The organism is Deferrisoma palaeochoriense (assembly GCF_054656955.1).
The window spans coordinates 1-21,968 of record NZ_BAAHXI010000049.1 but is presented as its reverse complement, the minus strand read 5'-3'; the positions used below and the strand labels follow the sequence as shown (position 1 = coordinate 21,968).

Here is a 21,968-nt window from a genome sequence, read left to right as displayed (position 1 = left end):
GGCTACCCCGGCCCGGGTTCCCCCAGAGCCCGGGCGAGCGCCCGCCGCCACGCGGCCGGCCCCAGCAGCCGTCGGGCCGCGGCCCGGAAGTCCTCGGGCGGGGGGGCGACGATCCGCAGGGGCTCGCCCGTGGCGGGGTGGGGGAACCGGAGGGCCAGGGCATGGAGCATTTGGCGGTGCACCGTGAGGTCTCGCACCCGGCTGGGCCCGCCGTACACCGGGTCGCCCAGGATCGGAAACCCCTCCCGGGCAAGGTGGACCCGGATCTGGTGCATCCGCCCGGTGCGGGGCCGGGCAGCCACGAGGGCCGCCCCGCCCCCCCTCGCCAGGGTTTCGAACCGGGTTTCCGCGCGCAGGCCGCCGGAACGCACCACGTGGACCCGCCCCTGGCCCTCCCGTAGATGGGAGATCACGTGGAACGTCCCGGGGGGCTCGCCTTCCACCAGGGCCAGGTACGTCTTCTCCACCCGGCGTTCCCGGAACAGCCGGGTGAGATCGGCCCCGGCCTCCGGCGTCTTGGCCAGCAGCAGCACCCCCGTCGTGTCGAGGTCCAGCCGGTGCACCAGGAGCAGGGGGCGGCCCCGGCGGGCCGCGAGCACGCCTTCCACGTGGTTCCGGCGGGGATCCCGGGTGGGACCCGAGGGGATCCCGGGGGGTTTGTTCACCGCCAGGAGCCAGTCGTCCTCCCAGACCACCGGGATCGCGGGGGGCTCGGCCGGCTCCGGGGGGACCTCGGGCTCCACCTCGACCCGCTCCCCGCCCCGCAGCACCCGGGACGCCAGGATCTCGACCCGGCCGTTCACCCAGACCCGGCGGCCGTCGATCCACCGCTTGGCCTGGCGCCGGCTCGTCCCGGGCAGGGCCTCGGCCACCAGGCGATCGAGCCGTTGGCCGGCCACGCCCTCGATGGTGATCCGCTTGCTCATCGGCTCGCCGCCCATTCCCGGGCCAGCATGACCCGCTTGCGGGCCTCACCCCACCGGTATCCCCCGAGCCGGCCGTCGGCCCGGAGCACCCGGTGACATGGAATCAGATAGGCCACCGGGTTCGTGGCCACCGCCCGGCCCACCGCCCGGGCGCTCCCGGGCCGGCCCAGGGCCGCCGCGAGGTCCCCGTACGTCACCGCCGCCCCCGGGGGGATCCGGAGGAGCGCCCGCCAGACCTGGACCTGGAAGTTCGTGCCCCGGACCCAGAGCCGGATCTCCCGGGGCTCGGGGCCGAAGGCCGCGCGCACCACCTCGGCCGTCGCGGCCGGCGCCTCGGTCCACCGGGCTTCGGGGAACTCCGCCCGGAGCTCCCCCAGCACCTCGCCGGTCCCACCCGGGCCGACGAACCGCAGGCCGCACACGCCCCGAGGGGTGAGGGCCACCACGGCCAGACCGAACGGCGTCGGGTGCACGCCCCACCGGATCTCCAACCCGGCGCCGTGCCGGCGGTACTCCCCGGGGGTCACCGCCTCGAGGGTCACGAACAGGTCGTGGAGCCGGCCCGGACCGCTCAGGCCCACGTCCCACGCGGTTTCCAACACCGAGCGGGACCGCCTGAGCCGGTCCTTGGCCCGCTCGGCCGTGAGATGCTGGAGGAACTGCTTGGGAGTGAGCCCGGTCCACCGCCGGAACAGGCGCTGGGCGTGGTACGGGCTCAGGCCCAGGTGCTGGGCCAGGGCCTGCAGGGACGGGTGGTCCTCCGCCCTCGTTTCCAGAAACCGGATCGCCCGCTCCATCCTCTCGTAGTCGCGTTCGGGGTGTTCCATCGGGATCTCTCCTGGGGGGCTCGACCACGCAGCTTTCCCCCTGCATACCCCGAAGGCGGCGCGCACCGAAACCCGGATCTTGCGGCGGGCCTCGGTCGCGGTGGACACGCCCGCCCCCTCCCGGGTACAAGCTCCCTTTCCCCACCCCTTCCGTGAGGAGAGGCTCCGTGGCCCCGATCGTTCGCCTCAAACCCCGGGCCCGCCGGCGCGTGGCCGGGGGCCACCGCTGGGTGTTCTCGAATGAGATCGACGGATTCGACCGGTCCATCCCCCCGGGGGAGGACGTGGTGGTGGTGGACCACCGCGAGCGCGTCCTGGGGTCCGGCACCTTCAACCCCCACAGCCTGATCAGCGTGCGCCTCCATGCCCCGGGCGAGGAGCGGCCCCTCGACGGGGCCTTCCTCCGAGACCGGGTGGGCCGGGCCGCCGCCCGCCGGCAGGCCTGGCTCGGCCCCGAGGGAGCCCGGGCCTGCCGGGTCGTCTTCGGAGAGGCCGACGACCTGCCCGGCCTCGTGGTGGACCGCTACGGCGACCACCTCTCGGTGCAGCTCCTCACCGCGGCCATGGACCGCCGACGCGACGAGGTGCTCGCGGCGCTCGCGGAGGTGCTCGCCCCCCGGGGGATCGTGCTCCGGAACGACGCCCGGGCCCGGGCCCTCGAGGGATTGCCCCTCGAGGTGGAGGTGGCCGGCGAGGTGCCCGACGCGGTCCGGTTCCGGCTGGGGGAACTCGTCCTCTGGGCCGACCTGCGAGGGGGCCAGAAGACCGGGTTTTTCTTCGACCAGCGGGAGAACTACCGCCTGATCCGGCCCCTCTGCCCTGGGGCCCGGGTGCTCGACGCCTTCTGCTACTCCGGAGCCTGGGGGCTCCACGCCGCCCGGTGGGGGGCCCGGGAGGTCGTCTGGCTCGACGCCTCGGCCCCGGCCCTCGAGATGGTCCGGCGAAACGCCCGGGAGAACGGCCTCGAAGTCCCCCGGACCGTGGAGGCCGACGCCCTGGCGTTCCTGAAGGACGCGGCGACACGGGGCGAAACCTTCGACCTCGTGGTGCTCGACCCCCCGGCCTTCGCCAAGTCCCGGCGCCACGTGCCCGAGGCCCTCAAGGGATACCTCAACCTGAACAAGTGGGGCCTTCGGTCGGTGCGGCCCGGGGGCCATCTGGTGACCTGTTCCTGCTCCCACCACGTGCGGCCCGAGGCGTTCGTCGAGACCGTGGCCCGCGCCGCGGCCGCGGCCGGCCGCGGCGTGCGGGTGGTCGGCTCGGGCGGGCAGGGCCCCGATCACCCCTGGCTCCCGGCCATGCCGGAGACCTCGTACCTCAAGGCGCTCCTCCTGCAGGTGGACTGACGGGGCCGGCCGGCTCAGCCGCCCGATCCGCCCCCTTTGCGGAAGGCCGCCTCCAGCACGCACCCCTCCGCCCCGGCCTCGCAGGGCGCCCCGCGCCGGGTGCACCGCCCCCGGTCCTCGTGGGGGCAGCCCCAGCCGCCGCTCATTTCCCCGGTTTCGGACCGGACCCGGCGCCGGCGCCCCAGGTCGCGGCGTTCACCCTTTGGTTCTCCCACAACACCTCCAAGGCCGCCCCGGCCAGGCGCAGGGCGGCCTCCCAGTCCGGCCGGATCGCGGCGCGGTCACACCGGGCCGCCGCGGCCTGAAGCTCTTCCAGGAACCGGTTCGCCTCCTCCACCAGGATCCCCGAACGCCGCAGGAAGGCCGTGCGCTCCCCGGGCGTGCGGGCCCGCCGGAACCCCTCGGCATCGTCTGCCGCCGCCCGGACGAAGGCCCGGGCCCGGGCGCGGCACCCCTCGCCGCATCGGCCTTCGATCGCCTCGAGCTTGGCGGCCAGGCCCGCGGCGCCGGCCAGGGTGACCCAGGCGAGGGAGCCCCCCGCCGGGGTCGGCCGCCCCCGCTCCAGGCTCTCCACCCACGCCAACGCGGCCCGCTCCCAGGGGAGCCCCGCCGTCGGTTCCTCGCTCAAGATTCCCTCCTCTCCGGCCGATCCGGCACCCGGTACCCACAGCCCCGGAGGAACCGTGTCCGCGCCTCGCACCCCCCGCGTCGTGGTGAGCCCCCAGCCGAACCGCTGCGGGCGCTGCGGCCACGACGAGCTTATCACCTCGGTGTACCCCACCGGAACCGAACGGGTCTGGCTCACCTACTGCCCGGCCTGCCGGGACCTCAGGCGCCAGGCGGCGATCCCGGAGTGGTTCGTGAACGGCCTTCCGGCGCCGCCGGGCCCGGTTCTTCCTTCCCACTGACGCCGTCCGGAGGAAAGACACACATGGAACGGGAAACCTTCCACAAGGTTCTGGCCGCGGCCATGAAGGCCGGGGCGAGCGACATCCATCTCAAGGTGAACACCCCCGTGCTGTTCCGGGTCAACGGGGTGCTCCAGGAGGTCAAGAGCCCCCTGCTCACCCCGGCCGACACCCGGGCCGTGGTGGAGGCCATCGTGGCGGGCTCCCACCCGCCGGTGGACGTGGAGGCGATCCGGGAGTGGGACGGGTCCTACTCGGTGAACGGGGTGGGCCGGTTCCGGGTCAACGTGTACCGCCAGCGCAACACCTACGCCGTGATCCTGCGGGTGATCCCCTTCGAGGTGCCGACCCTCGACAAGCTGGGCCTTCCCCCGGTCTTGAAGCAGATCGCCCTGGAGGAGCGGGGGCTCGTGCTCATCACCGGGGTCACCGGGAGCGGGAAGAGCTCGACCCTGGCCGCCCTGATCGACCACATCAACGAGCACAAGCGCTGCCACATCCTGACCATCGAGGACCCGATCGAGTTCATTCACCGCAACAAGAAGAGCTCGGTGAGCCAGCGGGAGATCGGGCTCGACACCCCCGATTTCAACCGGGCCCTGCGGGCGGCGCTCCGCCAGGACCCCGACATCATTCTTGTGGGGGAGATGCGCGACACCGAGACGATCGACATCGCCCTGCGGGCGGCCGAGACGGGGCACCTGGTGTTCAGCACGGTGCACACCACCGACGCCGCCAAGACCGTGGGGCGGCTGATCAGCGTGTTTCCCTCGGCCGAGCAGAACATGGTCCGGATCCGGCTGGCCGAGAACCTCAAGGCCACCGTGAGCCAGCGGCTCCTGCCCCGCAAGGACGGCCGGGGTCGGGTGGCCGCCCTGGAGATCCTGCGGATGACGAAGCACATCGAGGAGTGCATCAAGGACCCGCTCAAGACCCACGAGATCAAGGACGTGATCGAGGCCGGCCGCGACACCTACGGCACCCAGAGCTTCGACCAGCACCTCATGGACCTCTACGCGGCCGGGGTGATCTCGTTCGAGACGGCCCGGTCGGCCGCCACGAACCCCTCGGATTTCGAGCGGGCCGTGCTCCTGAACTCCGGGGGAAAACTGCCGGACGGCTGAGGGGCACGGGCGGCGCGCCTACCGCCCACCCCCGAAGAACGCCCGCACCCAGTCCTTCCAGCCTCCGTGGTGTTCGTCGGCGCCGGGCGCCGCGATCCCGGCCAGGGCCGAGCGCAGCGCCTCCTTCTGCTCCCGGGAGAGCCCCGTGGGGGTGGCGACCCAGACCTGGAAGTAGAGGTTCCCCCGCATGCCCGGGTGGCCCAGGACCGGCACGCCCTTGCCCCGCAGCACCTTGACCGTGCCCGACTGGACCCCCTCCTCGAGCCGGATCCGGAGGGGCTCGCCGTCGGGGCCCTCCACCTCCACGTCGCCGCCCTCGATGGCCTGTAAGAGATCGATCCGCAAGGGGGCGAACAGGTCGGCCCCCCGGCGCTCGTAGAGCGGGTGCTCCTCCTCCCGGAGCTGGATATAGAGGTCCCCGGGCACGCCGCCGGGGATCTCCTCTCCGGCCCCCTCGACCCGGATCTGTTGGCCGTCCTCCACCCCCGGCGGGATCCGGACCTCGACCACCCGCTCCACCCGGGTCGAGCCGGCCCCGTCGCAGGCCGGGCACGGCCGCTCGATCCGGCGGCCCTCGCCCCGGCAATCGGGGCAGGGGGTCGTGGACTGGATCGTGGTGAACCCCTGGCGCACCACCTGCATCACCATGCCCCGGCCCCGGCACGTGGGACAGGTGCGCACGTCCTCCGGGTCGGCCGCCCCCGAACCCCCGCAGGCCTCGCAGGGGGCGGGTTTTCGGACCTTGATTTTCCGGGTTCCCCCCCGGATGACCTCGGCCAGCGTCACCGTCATCTCGTGCCGGAGGTCCCGGCCGCGGCGAACCCGCGAACGCGGCCGGCGGGGGCCGAACCCCATGCCGAACCCCAGATCCCCGAAAATGTCCTGGAAGGCCGAGAAGATGTCCTCAAACCCGCCGAACCCGTGGTGCACGCCCCGGGCGTCGAGCCCTTCCTCCCCGTAGGCGTCGTAGAGGCGCCGCTTCTCCGGGTTCGAGAGCACCTCGTAGGCCTCGGCGCAGAGCTTGAACTTCTCCTCGGCCTCCTTGTCCCCCGGGTTGCGGTCGGGGTGGTACTTCAGGGCCATCCGGCGGTAGGCCTTCTTGATCTCCTCGGCGCTCGCCCCGCGGTCCACCCCGAGAATGGCGTAGTAGTCCTTTCCCATCGTTCGCATCCCCTCGCGCCGCGCTCGCGTTCCGGCCGCCGGGAAAAAGATGCCCCTACATAAGGGCGGCGCCCCGGCGAGTCAAGCCGCGCCCCTTGCAAACGGCGCAGGTTCCGCTACGTTCTTCCGGCCATGCGCCCGCGCCGGCCCGGCGGGGGCTCCCACGGGGGAATGGTCTCCTCGGGGGCGGTTTTGCCCCGTCCACCGCCGGGCCGCCACGAAACCCCGCGACACCCGGAGGCGCTCCCATGCTCGAGCCCGGCCGCACCTACGAAGAGGTCGTCTCCCGGTTCCGGTGGCGGATCCCGGAACGCTACAACATCGCGGTCGACGTCTGCGACCGCCAACCCCCCGATGCCCTGGCCCTGGTGTACGTGGACGGCGCCGGGCGGGAGACCCGGTACACCTTCGGCCAGCTCGCCGAGCTGTCGAACCGGCTGGCCAACGCCCTGACCCACCGAGGGATCGGCCGAGGCGACCGGGTGGGGATCCTCCTGGGGCAGAGCCCCGAGACGGCGATCACCCATCTCGCCGTGTACAAGTTGGGGGCCATTGCGGTACCCCTCTTCACCCTGTTCGGGCCCGACGCCCTGGAGTACCGGCTGGCGAACAGCGGCGCCAGGGCCGTGGTCACCGACCCCGAGGGGCTCCCCAAGGTGCTCGGCCTCCGGGACCGGCTGCCCGAGCTCGCCCACGTGTTCGTGGTGGGCGACGAGACCCCCGGGGGCGCGCTGCCGTTCTGGGCCGAACTCGAGGCGGGCGCGGCCGGGTTCGACCCCGCCGACACCCGGGCCGGCGACCCCGCCCTGATCATTTACACCTCGGGCACCACGGGCCCCCCCAAGGGGGCCCTCCACGCCCACCGCACGCTCCTGGGGCACCTGCCCGGGGTGGAGTTCCCCCACGAGTTCTTCCCCCAGCCCGGGGATCTCTTCTGGACCCCGGCGGACTGGGCCTGGATCGGCGGGCTGATCGACGTACTCCTGCCCAGTTGGCACCACGGGGTGCCGGTGCTCGCGTTCCGGGCCCGGAAGTTCGACCCTGAGGAAGCGTTTTTCCGGATGGCCCGCCACGGGGTGCGAAATGCGTTTCTCCCGCCAACGGCCCTTCGGATGATGCGGCAGGTGCCCGACCCGGGCCGGTTCGGAGCCCGGCTTCGCACCGTGGGAAGCGGCGGCGAGTCCCTGGGGGAGGACACCCTGGCCTGGGGCCGCGAGGCCCTGGGGGTCACAATCAACGAGTTCTACGGCCAGACCGAGGTCAACCTGGTGGTGGGGAACTGCGCCAAGATCCTGGAGGTCCGGCCGGGATCCATGGGCAGGCCCGTGCCCGGCCACACCGTGGCCGTGATCGGCGAGGACGGCAGGCCCGTGCCGCCGGGGGAGATGGGGGAGATCGCGGTGCGCCGGCCCGACCCCGTGATGTTCCTGGGGTACTGGCAGAACCCCGAGGCCACGGAACGCAAGTTCACCGGCGACTGGTGCCGCACCGGGGACCTGGCGAAGATGGACGAAGACGGATATCTTTGGTTCCTGGGCCGCGCCGACGACCTCATCCTGAGCGCCGGGTACCGGATCGGCCCCACCGAGATCGAGGACTCGCTCATGCAGCACCCGGCCGTGGCCCGGGCGGCGGTGATCGGCAGCCCCGACCCGGTGCGGGGCGAAGTGGTGAAGGCCTACCTGGTTCTGGCCCCGGGGCGCGAACCCACGGAGGACCTGGCCCGGGAGATCCAGGAGCACGTCCGGACCCGGCTCGCGGCCCACGAGTACCCCCGGAAGATCGCGTTCGTGGACGAGCTGCCCATGACCGCCACCGGGAAGATCAAGCGCGACGTGCTGCGGCGGTGGGACCGGGAGGGCCGTTGACGTCCCGGGAAGCTCCGTAGGCGGCGAGGCGCGGCCTGTTCGCGGCCCACTGACGCGCGTAAGCGCTGGCGGGCGGGGCAAGGGGCCTCCCGGAGAGCCGGGTGCGGCCCCCGCAAAAAGCCGCGCAGTGCCTCCGACGCTCGCACCACGAACCCGCCGCGTCTCGGCGGATAGGCGATGGGGCAACCGCCCCTGGCTTGGGCTGCGCGGCGGTTCGGGTGCCGGCACTCGCGCCCGGCCGGAGGGAGGCCCCTTGCCCCCGAACCGGGGGCGATCGACGCCGTGTCAGTTGGGAGCTCCGGTAGGCCGCGGGGCGCGGCCTGTTCGCAGAAACAATAGCTTCTGCCTCGGCCGCACGGTGGGCCGCCGCGGTCTGGACCACGGGACCGGAGACCGTGCCAGGTGCCAGAGGACAGGCGACAGAGGACCGGGGGTTCCCTGACCTCTGACTTCTGAATTCTGGCCCCTGACCCGGCGGCCGCTCCCACGGGTTGGCCGGCGCGATGACGCCGGGATCCCGATGTTCTTAGCCGCCTAGCCGAAGTTGCTTGCAAGCGGGTCTCCCCGGCCCGTGAGCCCTGGTGTCCCTTGGTTGCAAAGGAGATCCCATGTCCCATCCCCGCGTGACCCCCGAAGACGTGGCGTACCTCAAACAGGCGATCGGGGAGAAGCACGTCTCCACCGGCGCGTCGAACCTCGACCTGCATTCCAAGGACGAGTCCTACCACGAACCCCACCGGCCCGACGTGGTGGTGTGGCCCCAGCAGACCGAGGACGTGGTCACCGTGGTCAAGCTGGCCAACGAACGGGGGTACGCGGTGACCCCCTGGTGCGCCGGCACGAGCCTCGAGGGGAACCCCATCCCGGTCCACGGCGGCATCGTGCTCGACTTCAACGAGATGAACCGGATCCTGGAGATCCGGGAGAAGGACCTCCAGGTGGACGTGGAGGTGGGCATCGGGTACCGGGAGCTCAACGAGCAACTGCGCCACTACGGGCTCTTCTTCCCGCCCGACCCGGGGGCCTGGGCCGCCATCGGCGGGATGATCGGCAACAACGCCTCGGGGGTGCGCACCGTGGCCTACGGCGCCACCCGGGACTCGGTGCTCGGCCTAGAGGTGGTGATGGCCGACGGTCAGGTGCTCCGCCTCGGGAGCCGGGCCATCAAAAGCTCCTCGGGGTACGACCTGATCCGCCTCCTCGTGGGGAGCGAGGGCACCCTGGGCATCGTCACGAAGGCCACCCTGCGGCTCCGGGGCCTGCCGCCGGAATATCTCACGGTGGTGGCCACGTTCCCCTCGATCCACGCAGCCTGCGAGGCGGTGAGCGACACGATCCGGTACGGGCTGAACCCGGCGGCCTTGGAACTCATGGACGACGCCGTGGTGGCCGAGATCAACCGGGACCGGAAGATGGACCTCGAGGAGAGGCCCATGTTGTTCCTCGAGTTCCACAATGTGAACGAGGCCGCCCTGGAGAGCCAGTACGAGATGGTGGAGGGGGTGCTCGCCGAGCACGGCGCCACCCGGATCGACCGGGGCATCGGCGCCGACGAGCGGGTGCGGCTGTGGGAGGCCCGCCACGGGGCCCTGGAGTCCATCAAGCGCAATCACCCCGGCCGGGCCGTGCTGCTGGTGGACACCTGCGTGCCGATCAGCCGGTACGCCGAGATGGTGGACCACGCCAAGGCCGCCGTGGAGCGGGAGGGGGTGACCGGGTTCTTCTGGGGCCATGCCGGCGACGGCAACCTCCACCTGGGCCTCCTGTTCGACCCGGCCGACGCCGCGGCCAAGGAGGCGGTGCAGCGGGTGAACCGCGCCGTGGTGGAGCACTCGATCGCGATCGGAGGCACCTCCACCGGGGAGCACGGGGTGGGCATCGGGAAGCTCCCTTTCATGGAGGCCGAGCACGGGCCGGCCCTGGAATACATGCGCCGAATCAAGAAGGCCCTCGACCCCAAAAACATCCTGAACCCCGGGAAGATGCTCCCGGGGTTGGACTGAACCGAAAGGAGGACCACGCGATGCTCCCGGAGATCAAGACCATCCTGTTCGCCACCGACCTGTCCCACCGGGCCCCCGACGTGTTCCGCTGGGCCATGAGCCTGGCCCAACGCTACGACGCCCAGATCGTCATCGTCCACGCCCTGGAGCCCCTGACCCCCATGACCAAGAGCATGGTGGACGTGTACCTGCCCAAGGACGTCCGGGAAAAGCTCGAGGCCGAGGGGAGGCAGCGGATCGTGGAGCGGGTGAGGGAGCGGCTGGAACTCTTCTGCCAGGAGGAGACCTGCACCGACCCCCAGGGGCGGGACCGGGTAAAGGAAATCCGGATCGTGGAGGGCAGGCCGAGCCAGGCCATCCTCGACGAGGCCGAGCGATGCCGGGCCGACGTGATCGTGATGGGATCCCACGGCCACTCCGCCGTGGGCGAGGTGCTCCTGGGGTCGGTGGCCCACCGGGTGACCCAGCGGGCCAAGGTGCCCGTGCTGGTCGTGCGGCACTCCGACTGAGACCGGGGGTAGGGCTGGGACCGCAGTTTTCCGGCCCCGTTCCTCTTCGTCCCAAGGCCGGAAAACCCGAAGGGGGCCGCCACGTGGCGGCCCCCTTCGGGCAGGAGGAGGAAGATGAGGAGAGGCTCTCGCGGCGCGTGCCGGCGCTGCCACCCGCCGGCGGTGTGTCGTGAGTGCGTCGCCTACGGTGCTTATCCTATCGGGTCAATCTTAGAAGGACTTTAACCGGACATTAAAGTTCGATGAAATCGGAGGGGCTCCGTTCAGAGCCCGGAGGGCCGGAGGTCCTTGGGGAACGACACGGCGTACTGGAGCACCAGGATTTCCTCCCGCCCGGGGGCCAGGGTCCGGCGCCACGCGACAACGCCCGGAAGCCCCTGGAACTCTTTCTCGTCGGGCGGGGTCGATCCCTCCAGGCTCACCTCGAGCCGCTCGTCCCGGGACACGGGGGTGCGCACCACCACCTCGGCCTCCACGGGCTCCGGGTGGCGGTTCGCGATCCGGATCCGGTAGCGCCGCTCGATCCGCCGCTTCCCGCCGAACAGTCCGGTCCGTTCCTTGAAATCCCGGTCGATCTCGTAGCGGACGTCCACCTGGGCATCGGGCCCGAACGCCCAGGTCACGGTTTCCCCCGGCCGGAGCGCCGGCACGGAGGCCGCTCCCACGTAGTGGGGCCCCCGGTAGAGGTCCACCCGGCCCTCGGGCACGATGCCCTCGCCCTCGTAGGTGAACTCGGCCATCACGAACGCCTCGGGCGCCTCCTGGGGCACTGCCCGCACGAACACCCGGGCCGGAGCCTCCCGGGACGAAAGGGGCACCCGGCGTGCCGGCGCTCCGGACGGCAGGCTCACCCGGCCCGGTACGCGATACACCGTGATCCCGGCCCCCGTCTCCGCCGTCACGGCCGCGTCGGCGACCGGGGCCGGGGCCGCCGCGAGTTCCATGGGGCGCCCATCGCGCTTGGCCGCGAGCGGCCGGGGCTCCCAGAGGTCCACGAACCAGGGTGCCACCGTGGGCGGTTCCGGAGCCCTGCGGGGATCGGCCGTGGCCACCGCCAGCTCCACGTCCGCCCAGTCCTCGCCGGTGCGCTGCTCCACCCGGGCCGCGGTTTCGAGCACCACCCGGCCGGCGCCGGGTTCAAGCCGGGCCGCCGTGGCCGGGGCCCACCCGGCGCCCCCCACCCGGTACCCCAGCCGGACGCCCACCAGCCCCGCCTCGTCCACGGCCACCTCCACCAGCGCCCAGCGCCGGTCCCGCCGGCCGGTGCGAAGGGCGTCGAGTTCCCGTTGGAGCGCCTCGGCGTCCTTCCGGAGGCGGTCCTCCTCGGCCCGGGCCGCCCGGATCGCCGCGAGCGCCTCCTCGGCGCCGGCCGACAGGGCCTCCCACCGCGCCTTCCACGCCGCCGGGTCCCCGGTCGGGTCGGCCTTCTCGGCGGCCCGGGTCAGGGCGTCGATGAACGAAAGCCTCCGCTCCAGGGCCTGGGCGCGGTCGGCCTCGGCGCCGGCCCGATGCAGGAGATCCCGGATCCGCGCCTCCAGGTCCCGCTCCCGCTCGGTCGGGGCCTCGGCGGCCGGCCGCGTGGCCACCGCCACCGACCGGATCCGGGCCCGGCCATCCACCACCGAGGCGGCAAGGCTCTTGGGGTCGGCCTCCGGCGCCAGGGGGCCGAGCTCCCATGTGGCCGGGCCGGCCGAAACCTCGGCCCGAGCCTCCCGCTCGACCCAAGCCCCCCCCGGGTACACCACCACCGACCGGACCGGGGCGTCCACGGCAGGCGCCGCCGAGGCTCCCCAAAGGACCGCCACCAAGGCGGCCCACGCAACCTTCACCCCGCGCATCCTGACCTCCCTTCCGAGTAACTTCCCGCTAGGACGCTAGGACGCCAAAATCCTTTGGGATTCCAGCGTCAGCGACCGTCCCAGCCTGTGGGAGAGGCTGCCGTGTCAGGGATCAGAATTCAGAGGACAGATGTCAGAAACCCCCTGTCCTCTGTCTTCTGTCCTCTGGCACCTGACACGGTCGCTGCTCCCACCTTAACCCCCGACTCGGACGTTGCTGTCCTGCGTAGTCGGGCCTCGAAGGGGCCCTGGGGAGCTTCCTACCGTTCCTCGGCCAGGCGGCCGAGAAGCGGCGCGGCCTTTACACGACGAAGGCCCGGCCTGCGCCGAGCCTTCTTGGGTCATCCCCGGTCCCGGGCCCCTCGGCCCGGCGTCACGGGACTACAGGGCCTCGGCCAGCTTCCGGCCGTAGGCCTCGCAGGTTTCGAGATCCTCGGCCGAGGGCACGAGTTGGACTCGCAGGGGCTCCTCGGGCACCCGGAACTTGAGGCCGCGCATCCGCTCGGCCAGCATCTTCGGCCCCTCGCCGCTCCATCCGTAGGAGCCGAAGGCGGCTCCGAGCTTTCCCTTCACCTGGATCGTGGCCATCGAGGCCAGGAGCTCCCAGGCGTGCTCCAGGGCGTCGGCGTTGATCGTGCACGAGCCCACGGCCACGCCGTCCGCCGTCTCGATCTCGTCCAGGACGGCCTGGAAGTCCACCCCCACCAGGTCGAACACCTCCACGTCCGCCCCGCCCTCCCGGGCCCCCTTGGCGATGGCCCGGGCCATGGCCTCGGTGTTCCCGTAAGAGCTGGCGTAGAACACGAGGAGCCGCTTGCGGTCCCGCGGGGCTGGCGGCGCGCTCCACTGCCGGTACTTCTCCAGGTACTCCCCGATCCGGGCCCGGAGGATCGGCCCGTGGCTCGGGCAGACCACCTTGAGATCGAGGCCCTCGATCTTTTCGAGCCCGCGGCGCACGTGCTCCTTGAAGGGCCGCATGATGACCTGGAAGTAGTACCGGAACGCGTAGTCGTAGTTGTCGACGAGGTCGTTGAAGAGTCGGTCGTCGCAGTAGTGGGCCCCGAGGAAATCGCACGGGAAGAGCACCCCGTCCTCGGGCACGTAGGTGAACATGGTGTCGGGCCAGTGGAGAAAGGGGGCCAGGAGGAACCGGAGGGTCTTGCCCCCCAGGTCGATCTCCTGGCCGTCCGTCACCACCATGGGGGAGACGTCCCGGTTGAGGATCTGCCGCAGGAACACGCCCCCCGGCTTCGTGACCACCACCTGGGCCTTGGGGGCCCTCTCCAGGAGCGCCCCCAGGGCGCCCGAGTGGTCGGGCTCCAGGTGGTTCAAAACGACGTAGTCGAGACGGCCGGGGTCCACCGCCTGGGAGAGGGTTTCCAGGAACTTCTCGGTGAACCGCCCCTTGGCCGTCTCGATGAGCGCCGTCTTCTCGGCCCCCTCCACCAGGTACGCGTTATAGGTGGTGCCCTGCTCGGCCCGCATGATCACATCGAAGATGCGAAGCTGCGGGTCCAGGACGCCGACCCAACGGATCCCGGGAACGATCTCCACCGGCTGCATCACATCTCCTCGAACATGTCCTTCTCGGCCCCGCAGTCCGGGCAGGTCCAGTCGTCGGGCAGGTCCTCGAACGCGGTGCCGGGCTGCACGCCGTGATCCGGGTCGCCCTTGGCCGGGTCGTACACGTAGCCGCACACGGTGCACTGGTACTTCTTCATGTTGTTCCTCCTTCGTCAGGGAAAAGGGTTCGCCCTCCGGCCGCTTGCCGGCGCCAGGGGGCAAGGATTACACCGGGAAACGGAGTGCGCAAGTCACGGATCGAATTTTGGGCTGGGCAGCCGGGCTGCGTGGCGGCCAGGCGGCCACCCCCCAGGATTCCTGCCCTGTGGCCGGGCCCGCCCCCGCACAGTCGGCGCGGTTTCCGGGAACCGGGTTCCGGCACCGAATCCCGCCGGGGCGCTAGCCTCCGCCCGATCCCTCCTTCTCCCGGGCCCGCCGGCGGACGCGGAAGAAGTCGTAGGCGGCCCAGGGCAACAGCAGGGCGCTCGCGATCCGGTTGAACGTTTGGTGATCGAGCATCTCGGGGTTGGTGGTGATCCACCCGTCCCACAGGCACCACAGGCCGAAGGCCGCCAGAAGCACCGGGAAGACGTAGGGGCTCACCCGCGGGGGTGCGGAGTTCGGTTCGCCCATCGGGGTTCTCCTCGGCTCGGGAAGGCCCGGGTCACAGGTCCACGATCATGTCGGCCTCGCTGCCGCAGCTCACGCAGGTGAAGGTGCGCTTCTCGCGCCGTTTCGGGGGCCCCTCGGGCGCCCCTTGGGCCTCCGTGGGAACCACCTCGCACACCACGGTCATCTCGGCCTCGTTGCCGCAGTTCTCGCAACGGCACACCTCTTTGCGGATCACCTTCTCGTCCATGGCCGTCCTCTTCTCCTTTGTCACGAATCCGGTCCTGCCCCCGATTGTACCGGAACACGGGGCGTTGCCAAGGAGAATTGCGTCGTCCCCTCGGGTACTGCGTCCGCCGCGGGGACTGTCATAGAGCGGGTGGGGGGCTGGTTTCCGTGGCAACGACCGGGGCCTGACAATACCTCCATGGGTGTCAGCCGTCTCGTCCGGGCCCCGCGTCGAACTCGACGATGGCGGGGAAGGCGAGGTCCACCCCGGGCTCGACCCGGTGGCAGAGGGGGCTTCCCGGGCCGACCCGGCCGCCCATGTCGTAGGTGAAGGCCCGCACGGCCCGGTGGAGGAGCCAGTACCCCACCCGCACGGGCCCCCGGCCGTCGTGGCAGGAGTGGAAGTGGCGGAAGGCATCGCCGGGCCGGGTGGCGAGCCACGCGGCGGGCGCTTCGTCGAAGAACACGGGCCGGATCCGCTCCGGCCCCGGGGGGATCTCGCCGCCGGGGAGTTCGGCGAGTACGGCCTCGCCCTCATACAGGAGGGCGCCGTCAGGCGCGTCGGAGCTGTAGAACCGGCCCTCGTTCCGGCACACGAAGGTCATCCGGTCGAACCGCCCCGGCTCCACGGGCCGGAAGTAGTACCCCACGAACGGGCCGAACCCCAGGAGGGTCCCCTCGTGGACGAACTCCACCCGGGCGAGGGACCCCCGGGGCAGGGGCTCCTCGGGCGGGGGCCCGGAGCAGCCCGCCGCGAGCCCCAGTGCCAAAAGGAGTCCGGGGCCCCAGGCCCTACACCGCCTCACCCGATCCCCAGAGCCGACCGATGGCCCATGCGGCGAGCCCGAAGCCCGCGGCCAACACGAAGGCCGCCACGGGCCGGCTCCCGAGCCAGTCGGCGAGCGTCAGGGGCCCCAGGCTCGTGGGCAGGTACAACACCGGGATCAGGACCTCGTGGACGTGGGCAAAGGCCGCCGCCCCCGCCAGCCCGCCCAGGAGGGCGAACCAGGCGTCCAGGCGCCCTTCCCCGGCCGCGGCCCAGCAGGTGCCGGGGCAGTAGCCCGAAAGGCCCCAGCCCACGCCGAAGATCACGGCCCCGAGGCCCGTGGCCAAGAGGCTCGTGGGCAGGACCAGGGTCCGGCCCAGCCCGACCGACTGGAGCCCCAGGAGGCCCAGGGCGGCCAGGGCCACGGCGGCCACCATGAACCGGGGGATCCGGCCGTCGAGCATGAGGTGGGCCCGGGCCATCTCGTCGGCGCTCGTGGCCCCGGAGCGCTGCACCACGAACCCGAAGGCGATTCCGGAGAACAGACCCAACAGCACCTGGCTCATCGTCGTCCCTCCCGGCCGTACACCACCCGGGCCGTCCCCATGGCCACGGCGAAGATGACGATCCCGAAGTAGAGCCCGCTCACCGCGAGCTGGGTGGAGCCCGAAAGGAAGAGGCCCAAGGTGCACCCGCCGGCCAGCCGGGCCCCGAACAGGATCAGGAACCCGCCCACGAACGCGGCGGCGAACCGCAGCGCCCGGCTCGGGCCGAACCGCCGCTCCCAGATCTCGGGCACGTCCCGCACCGGCACGGGGGAGCGGAGCCCGGCCAGGAACCCGCCGATGGCCATGCCCACCACGAAGGCCAGGAGCCACGACCCCGGCCCCGGGGTCATGCGGTAGTGGGCCTTGGCCGCCACGTAGTCGGGCGCCACCGCGCCCAGGACCCCCTTGAGCACCGACACGAACCCGCTCGAGGAGGCGGGGGGGCCGAAGGTGGCGAAGATGAACACCATGATGCCGGCCAGGGCGAACGCCGACGCGCTCCACGGCCAGACCCTCGTTCGCGTTCCCATGGCTTCCTCCTTTAGCCGCCGCACGACACGTAGCCGCCCTTGGCCGGGGCCGCCGTCGGCGCGGCCCGGCCCGGCGCGGGCTCGGCCGCGGCCTTCCGGCCGGGGATCGGGAGCGCCCCCCGGAGCTCCCGGGGCGCGGTTTCCACGGGATAGAAGAGGTCCGGGTGACCCCACTCCATCCAGCTCGCCTCGTAGAGGATCACGTCCCGGAACCCCAGGAGCCGGAGCACGAAGTACCCGAAGGAGGCCCGCCGGCCCGAGTGGCAGTACACGATCACGGGCCGGTCCGGATCGAGCCCCCGGTAGAGTTCCAGGAGCTCCTCGTAGGGCTTCATGGCCTTCGCCTCGGGGTCCGTCCAGTTGAGCCGGTAGTCCACGTTGTAGGCCCCGGGTACGTGGCCGGGCTTTTCCTCCCGCTTGGAGAGGGTGGTGTTCGCCTTCTCACCCCGGTACTCCTCGGCGCTCCGGACGTCGAGGACCTGGTACACGGGGTCCCCCAGACGGGAGCGGACGAACTCGCCGTCGGCCCAGCGCCGCAGGCGCACCTCGGCGGCCGGGGCCTGGTAGGTCACGGGATCCAGCTTGGCCGGCTCCGACGCGACCTCCCCGCCGGCCTCGGCCCACCCGTCGATGCCCCGCTCGAGGAGCTTCACGTTCGGGTGGCCGAGGAGGTCGAGCACCCAGAACACGTAGGAGGCCACGGCGCCGCCGTCCTTCTTCACCGAGTCGTAGAGGACCACGGTGTCGGTGCGCCCGATGCCGTGCTCCCCCAGGATCTTCTGGGCCCGCGCCGGCCCCACGAAAAGCCCGTCCATGTCCCGGACCGGATCGGCCTCCCGGAAAAGCGTCCAGGGCAGGCGCACCGCCCCGGGAATGACCCGGCCGTCGAAGTCCTTGTCGGACCGGGTGTCCACCACCACCAGGCCCGGGTCGGCCCGGTGCGCCTTGAGCCACCCGGCCGTGACGAGGATCTCGCCCCCCGGGTACGGCCCGGCCGCCTGCCGGGCTGACGCCACGGTCCAGGCGGCGAGCGCGACGAACACGATCGCCAAGAACACCCGTCTTCCCGTTCCGATCTCCCTCATGACACCCTCCTTCGGCTGGTCCGCCGGACGGCCCGGCGGCGACACGCGCTGGATTCGTCGTTGGCCCAAGGGCCTCCGTGCTCTCCGTGGTGCATCCACCGCCCCGCCCCAACACCGCAAGGCTACCCCCGCGTATCCCGGCGTCAACCGGGAAACCACCCGCGGGGGCGCAGGAGCCCGCCTCGTGGTATCCTGGGAAGCCCTCAGCGCCCCTTTGGGGCCCCGCTACGCGGGACAGTAACGCGCGAGGCGGGGCCCCGGTGTGGGAGCGCCTTGCAAAGCGCGACCCGGGCCCTAAGGCCCGAAAGAAAGGGCGTCGCGGCTTGGAGACTGCTCCCACAGGTTGGCCGACGCGATGACGCCGGAATCGCGAATGTTCTTAGCCGCCTAGCTTCCAAGCAGCCCAGCCGCCTAGCCGAAGCCACGTGGAAGGCCCCATGCGACTGTTCGTGTTTCTGACCGTTGCCCTGTCCGTCTACACGGCCATGCACGCCGTGGTGTACTGGGCGCTGCGGCCCGCGTGGGCCGGCGTGCCCCGGGCGGGCCTCGGAGTCGGGGCCTGGATGGGGCTCATGATCGTCGCCCCGGTGGCCGTGCGGCTCCTCGACCGGGCGGGGCTCGAGGCCGTGGGCCGGCCCCTGGCCTGGGTGGCCTACACCTGGCTCGGCCTCGTGTTCCTGGCGTTCTGGCCCGGGGTCGCCCTCGGACTCGGCGAACTCGTGGCCCGGGCCGGGGGCGCGCTGGTTCGAATAGGTCCTGTGCGGGTCCGGACCCCGGCCGTGGCCTGGACCGTGCTCGCCGGGGTCCTCCTGGTGGGGGCCTACGGCCTGTGGGAGGCCACCCGGCTCCGGGTGGAACGGGTGCGGATCGCCTCGGCAAAGCTCGGCCGGCCCCTTCGGATCGTCCAGGTGTCGGACCTCCACCTGGGGCTCCTCCTGCGGGAACGCACCCTGGACCGGGTGCTCCGGGTGGTGGAGCGGCTGGAGCCGGATCTACTCGTGGCCACGGGTGACATCGTGGACGCCCAGATCGACCACCTGGACGGCCTGAGCCGGCGGTGGGCGCGGGTCCGGCCGCCCCTGGGGAAGCTCGCCGTGGTGGGAAACCACGAGGTCTACGCCGGCCTCGGCCAGAGCCTGGCGTTCCTGGAGAAAAGCGGGTTTCGGGTGCTCCGGAACGAAGCCGCGGCCCTGGGGGGCCTTTGGGTCGTGGGGGTGGACGACGAGCACGCCCCCGGCCCCTTGCCCGGTGCCGAATCCCTTCTTGCGGAAGCGCCCCCCGGCCGGTTCGTGCTCGTCCTCAAGCACCGGCCCGTGCCGCTCGCGGGGAGCGAGGGGCGGTTCGATCTCCAGCTCTCCGGCCACACCCACCTGGGGCAGATCTTTCCGTTTCGGTTCTTCACCGGCATGGCCTATCCCCTGCAAAATGGGCTCTACGAGCTCGTCGGGGGAAGCCGGCTCTACACGAGCCGGGGAACCGGCACCTGGGGCCCGCCCATGCGGGTGCTGGCGCCCCCCGAGGTGACCCTGATCGAGCTCGTGCCGGCCGGGGGAGATGCCCGGTGAAACCGACGCACGTGGAGCCGTTTCGCGGGTTCGCCCGAAGCCTCCCGGCCGCCCTCGACGCGGTGGGGGCGGGGCCGGTGCTCGCCCGGCAGGAGCTCGTGGTCGTGAAGCCCAATCTGGTCACCGCGAGCCCCCCGCCCGTAACGTTTCCGGTAGAGGCGTCGGCCGCCCTCGTGGAGTATGTGCGGCGGCACTCCCGGGCTCGGGTCGTGCTCGCCGAGGGGTGCGGGGACGCCGGGCTCACGACCCCGGAGGTGTTCGAGGCCCTGGGCTACGCCGACCTCGCCCGGGATCTGGGCATCGAACTCGTGGACCTCAACACGGCGCCCTTGGTGCGGCGCGACGCCCCGGGGTTCCAGGTGTTCCCGGAGGCCTGGGTTCCGGAGCTCCTCACCCGGGCCTTCGTGATCTCGGCCGCGGTGCTCAAGCGCCACAGCCTGGCTGAGGTGACCCTGTCGCTCAAGAACCTGATGGGCGCGGCGCCCCCCGACCGGTACGGGAACCCGGGGGGCTGGAAGAAGGGCCGGTTCCACGCCCGGATGCACCGGGCCGTGTTCGAATGGGCGAGCCACCTCCGGCCCGATCTGGCCGTGGTGGACGCGAGCGTGGGCCTGGCCGAGTTCCACCTGGGTGGTCCCCCTTGCGACCCGCCCGTGGGGAAGATCGTGGCCGGGTTCGACCCGGTGGCCGTGGACGCCGCGGGGTGCCGGCTCCTGGGGCTCGACTGGCGCCGGGTGGAGTACCTGCGGCTCGCCCACGGCGTGCTCGGGCGGGCGACGGAGGCGGACGGATGAGGGAGCCGATCACCCGAGAACGGGCCGAGACGATCCTGGAGAAGATCCGACGGGTGCTCGAGGATCGTCCGGAGATCGTGTTCGCCTACGTCCACGGGTCGTTCCTGGAGTCGCCCCGGCCGCGGGACATCGATCTGGGCGTGTTCGTGGACCCCGAGCCCGAAGGGCTTCCCGCCCTGTGGGAAGGCGCCCTGGAGATGGAACTGGAGGAGGCCATCGGCCGGGTTCTGCCCGTGGACGTGCGGATCTTGAACCGTGCGCCCACGATCTTCCGCTTCCGCTGCCTGCAGGGACGGCTCCTCGTGGACCGCGACCCGGATCTCCGGGCCGAGTTCACGGCCGATGCCGCCTGCCGGTACTGCGATCTGGCCCCGTTCCTCGCCCACTACGCCCGGGAGGCCTTTGCCGATGACGATTGATCCCCAGCGCGTAAGGGATGCCGAGGGAGCGGAGGGGGTTGGGCCTCCCAGCGTCCCAGCGTCCCAGCCTCCCAGCGTCCTAACGTTCCATGATCCGCCTCCTCATCCTCCCCGCCGCGGTGCTCATGCAGCTTTGCCTGGGGGCCACCTACTCCTGGTCGGTGTACGTGCGACCCCTCCGGGAACTGACCGGGCTCGGCCAGGGGCCGGTGCAGCTGCCGTTCACCGTGTTCTACTTCGTGTTCCCGGCCACCATGGTGTTCGCGGGCTCGTTCCTGCGGCGCTGGGGACCGGGCCGGTGCGCCCTCGTCGGGGGCCTCCTGTTCGGCGGGGGGTGGGTGACCGCCTCCCTGGGGAGGTTTCACTTTGCCTGGACCGTGCTCGGCATCGGGGGGCTCGCCGGGATCGGGGCGGGGCTTGCCTACGTGGTGCCCATCGCCACCTGCATCCGCTGGTTCCCCCGGCACAAGGGCCTCGTCACCGGCGTGGCCGTGGCCGGGTTCGGCGGGGGCGCGGCCCTGGTGAGCCAGGTGGCCGGGGCGTGGCTCGGGGCGGGGGCCACCCCGTTCGGGGTGTTCCGGGCGTTCGGCATCGGGTTCCTCTCGGTGATCGCCGCGGCGAGCCTCGTCATGCGAAACCCGCCGGGCACCCGGCTGGACGCCGAACCCCGGGTGCAGGCGCGGGACCTCTGGGCCGATCCCCGGTTCCGGCTCCTCTACCTGGCCATGTTCGCCGGGCTCGCGGCCGGGTTCACCGTGAACGCGAACCTGAAGGAACTCTCACCCCTCGGCGCCTCGGCCCTGGGCGTCACCGCGGTGGCGCTCTTTGCCGTGGGGAACGCGGCCGGCCGGATCGCCTGGGGCGTTTTGTTCGACCGGTTCGGCGGGCCCCGCACGGTGCCCACGAACCTGGCGGCCCAGGCCGCCCTCCTCGTCGCCGCCCCCTGGCTCGGTCGCACCGGGGCCGGGTTCCTGGGGCTGGCGGGGCTCACCGGGTTTTGTTACGGCGGGGTGCTCGTGCTCTACGCTTCGTCGGTCGCCCAGATCTGGGGGGCCGAGAAGGTGGGCCCCGTCTACGGCTGGCTCTTCTCGGCCAACATCCCGGCCGCCCTGGCCCCCCTGGGCGCGGGGTTCCTGTTCGACCGGACGGGATCGTTCGGACCCGCCCTGGGGGCCCTGGTCGTCCTCCTCCTCGCGGCGGCCTGGGCGGCCGCGCGGCTGCCGGCCCGCGCCGCGGCCTCCCCATAGGCTTTCCCGGTTTCTTGTGCTATCTTTCCGGCTTTCCGTTTTCTCGGGGGGAGCCCGGGGGCGTACTAATACCTTCAAAAGTATTGCCGGGGGGGCGGGTGGGA

The 21,968-nt window shown here is 72.0% G+C and carries 24 protein-coding genes; 10 read left to right on the top strand and 14 right to left on the bottom strand.

Translation table 11 applies throughout. From position 1 onward, the window contains the following. Positions 1-2: 2 nt before the first annotated feature. A complete protein-coding gene (locus tag ACYQ8L_RS13225; RefSeq protein WP_459942277.1) occupies positions 3-926 on the bottom strand; it encodes an RluA family pseudouridine synthase in 924 nt (307 codons plus the stop codon). Continuing rightward, positions 923-1,753: a bifunctional transcriptional activator/DNA repair enzyme AdaA gene (locus ACYQ8L_RS13220; protein WP_459942276.1), complete on the bottom strand. Its 831-nt coding sequence runs from the start codon at positions 1,751-1,753 to the stop codon at positions 923-925. Before ACYQ8L_RS13220 ends, ACYQ8L_RS13225 begins: the two co-directional genes overlap by 4 nt. A gap of 167 nt (positions 1,754-1,920) precedes the next feature. Between ACYQ8L_RS13220 and ACYQ8L_RS13215 the strand changes: the two genes are divergently transcribed. Further along, positions 1,921-3,099 (top strand): class I SAM-dependent rRNA methyltransferase, encoded by a 1,179-nt coding sequence (locus ACYQ8L_RS13215; protein WP_459942275.1) that lies wholly within the window; start codon positions 1,921-1,923, stop codon positions 3,097-3,099. A 14-nt stretch (positions 3,100-3,113) separates the two neighbouring features. Here ACYQ8L_RS13215 and ACYQ8L_RS13210 read toward each other — a convergent pair whose 3' ends face one another. Together ACYQ8L_RS13210 and ACYQ8L_RS13205 are read right to left on the bottom strand one after the other, a co-directional pair. After that, positions 3,114-3,245: a hypothetical protein gene (locus ACYQ8L_RS13210; RefSeq protein ID WP_459942274.1), complete on the bottom strand. Its 132-nt coding sequence runs from the start codon at positions 3,243-3,245 to the stop codon at positions 3,114-3,116. Next, the gene (locus tag ACYQ8L_RS13205; protein WP_459942273.1) at positions 3,242-3,727 is read right to left on the bottom strand and encodes a hypothetical protein; all 486 of its coding nucleotides are present in this window, start codon (positions 3,725-3,727) and stop codon (positions 3,242-3,244) included. Before ACYQ8L_RS13205 ends, ACYQ8L_RS13210 begins: the two co-directional genes overlap by 4 nt. Positions 3,728-3,782: 55 nt before the next feature. Between ACYQ8L_RS13205 and ACYQ8L_RS13200 the strand changes: the two genes are divergently transcribed. Together ACYQ8L_RS13200 and ACYQ8L_RS13195 are read left to right on the top strand one after the other, a co-directional pair. Continuing rightward, positions 3,783-4,007 carry a hypothetical protein gene (locus tag ACYQ8L_RS13200; RefSeq protein ID WP_459942272.1) on the top strand — a complete coding sequence of 75 codons (225 nt, stop codon included), beginning with the start codon at positions 3,783-3,785 and terminating at the stop codon, positions 4,005-4,007. A 23-nt stretch (positions 4,008-4,030) separates the two neighbouring features. Continuing rightward, positions 4,031-5,131, top strand: coding sequence for a type IV pilus twitching motility protein PilT (locus ACYQ8L_RS13195; protein ID WP_459942271.1), 1,101 nt, complete (start codon positions 4,031-4,033; stop codon positions 5,129-5,131). Positions 5,132-5,149: 18 nt separating this feature from the next. Here the strand turns inward: ACYQ8L_RS13195 and dnaJ are convergent, their stop codons facing one another. Next, a complete protein-coding gene (dnaJ, locus tag ACYQ8L_RS13190; RefSeq protein ID WP_459942270.1) occupies positions 5,150-6,301 on the bottom strand; it encodes a molecular chaperone DnaJ in 1,152 nt (383 codons plus the stop codon). A gap of 239 nt (positions 6,302-6,540) precedes the next feature. Here dnaJ and ACYQ8L_RS13185 point away from each other — a divergent pair, with 239 nt between their 5' ends. The 3 genes from ACYQ8L_RS13185 to ACYQ8L_RS13175 all read left to right on the top strand — a co-directional run bounded on the left by ACYQ8L_RS13185 (position 6,541) and on the right by ACYQ8L_RS13175 (position 10,672). Then, a complete protein-coding gene (locus tag ACYQ8L_RS13185; RefSeq protein ID WP_459942269.1) occupies positions 6,541-8,160 on the top strand; it encodes an acyl-CoA synthetase in 1,620 nt (539 codons plus the stop codon). A 608-nt stretch (positions 8,161-8,768) separates the two neighbouring features. Then, entirely contained in the window at positions 8,769-10,163 is a 1,395-nt protein-coding gene (locus ACYQ8L_RS13180; protein WP_459942268.1) for an FAD-binding oxidoreductase, read from the top strand. Positions 10,164-10,183: 20 nt separating this feature from the next. Then, the gene (locus ACYQ8L_RS13175) at positions 10,184-10,672 is read left to right on the top strand and encodes a universal stress protein (protein ID WP_459942267.1); all 489 of its coding nucleotides are present in this window, start codon (positions 10,184-10,186) and stop codon (positions 10,670-10,672) included. Between the two features lie 263 nt (positions 10,673-10,935). On the opposite strand, the gene ACYQ8L_RS13170 is transcribed toward ACYQ8L_RS13175, so the two are convergent. The 9 genes from ACYQ8L_RS13170 to ACYQ8L_RS13130 all read right to left on the bottom strand — a co-directional run bounded on the left by ACYQ8L_RS13170 (position 10,936) and on the right by ACYQ8L_RS13130 (position 17,839). Further along, positions 10,936-12,510, bottom strand: a complete 1,575-nt coding sequence (locus ACYQ8L_RS13170; protein ID WP_459942266.1) for a DUF4139 domain-containing protein — start codon at positions 12,508-12,510, stop codon at positions 10,936-10,938. A gap of 381 nt (positions 12,511-12,891) precedes the next feature. Continuing rightward, positions 12,892-14,073, bottom strand: coding sequence for an FprA family A-type flavoprotein (locus tag ACYQ8L_RS13165; protein ID WP_459942265.1), 1,182 nt, complete (start codon positions 14,071-14,073; stop codon positions 12,892-12,894). Further along, positions 14,073-14,231, bottom strand: a complete 159-nt coding sequence (gene rd / locus ACYQ8L_RS13160; RefSeq protein ID WP_084319243.1) for a rubredoxin — start codon at positions 14,229-14,231, stop codon at positions 14,073-14,075. Before rd ends, ACYQ8L_RS13165 begins: the two co-directional genes overlap by 1 nt. 241 nt (positions 14,232-14,472) lie before the next feature. Beyond that, positions 14,473-14,706: a hypothetical protein gene (locus ACYQ8L_RS13155; protein WP_459942264.1), complete on the bottom strand. Its 234-nt coding sequence runs from the start codon at positions 14,704-14,706 to the stop codon at positions 14,473-14,475. 31 nt (positions 14,707-14,737) lie between these two features. Further along, positions 14,738-14,932, bottom strand: coding sequence for a hypothetical protein (locus tag ACYQ8L_RS13150; protein ID WP_459942263.1), 195 nt, complete (start codon positions 14,930-14,932; stop codon positions 14,738-14,740). A 184-nt stretch (positions 14,933-15,116) separates the two neighbouring features. Further along, on the bottom strand, positions 15,117-15,716 hold the full coding sequence (locus ACYQ8L_RS13145) for a hypothetical protein (RefSeq protein ID WP_459942262.1): 600 nt from the start codon (positions 15,714-15,716) through the stop codon (positions 15,117-15,119). After that, a complete protein-coding gene (locus ACYQ8L_RS13140) occupies positions 15,703-16,242 on the bottom strand; it encodes a YeeE/YedE thiosulfate transporter family protein (protein ID WP_459942261.1) in 540 nt (179 codons plus the stop codon). The genes ACYQ8L_RS13145 and ACYQ8L_RS13140 overlap by 14 nt, the downstream gene beginning before the upstream one ends. Beyond that, positions 16,239-16,754, bottom strand: a complete 516-nt coding sequence (locus tag ACYQ8L_RS13135; protein WP_459942260.1) for a YeeE/YedE thiosulfate transporter family protein — start codon at positions 16,752-16,754, stop codon at positions 16,239-16,241. Before ACYQ8L_RS13135 ends, ACYQ8L_RS13140 begins: the two co-directional genes overlap by 4 nt. Before the next feature lie 11 nt (positions 16,755-16,765). Next, a complete protein-coding gene (locus ACYQ8L_RS13130) occupies positions 16,766-17,839 on the bottom strand; it encodes a sulfurtransferase (RefSeq protein WP_459942259.1) in 1,074 nt (357 codons plus the stop codon). A gap of 437 nt (positions 17,840-18,276) precedes the next feature. On the opposite strand from ACYQ8L_RS13130, the gene ACYQ8L_RS13125 reads away from it, so the two are divergent. The 4 genes from ACYQ8L_RS13125 (at position 18,277) to ACYQ8L_RS13110 (ending at position 21,864) form a co-directional block, all read left to right on the top strand. Further along, positions 18,277-19,404, top strand: coding sequence for a metallophosphoesterase (locus tag ACYQ8L_RS13125; protein WP_459942258.1), 1,128 nt, complete (start codon positions 18,277-18,279; stop codon positions 19,402-19,404). After that, a complete protein-coding gene (locus ACYQ8L_RS13120) occupies positions 19,401-20,198 on the top strand; it encodes a DUF362 domain-containing protein (protein ID WP_459942257.1) in 798 nt (265 codons plus the stop codon). The genes ACYQ8L_RS13125 and ACYQ8L_RS13120 overlap by 4 nt, the downstream gene beginning before the upstream one ends. Further along, positions 20,195-20,617 carry a nucleotidyltransferase domain-containing protein gene (locus ACYQ8L_RS13115; RefSeq protein ID WP_459942256.1) on the top strand — a complete coding sequence of 141 codons (423 nt, stop codon included), beginning with the start codon at positions 20,195-20,197 and terminating at the stop codon, positions 20,615-20,617. The genes ACYQ8L_RS13120 and ACYQ8L_RS13115 overlap by 4 nt, the downstream gene beginning before the upstream one ends. Positions 20,618-20,706: 89 nt before the next feature. Next, entirely contained in the window at positions 20,707-21,864 is a 1,158-nt protein-coding gene (locus ACYQ8L_RS13110) for an MFS transporter (RefSeq protein ID WP_459942255.1), read from the top strand. Positions 21,865-21,968 lie beyond the last annotated feature (104 nt).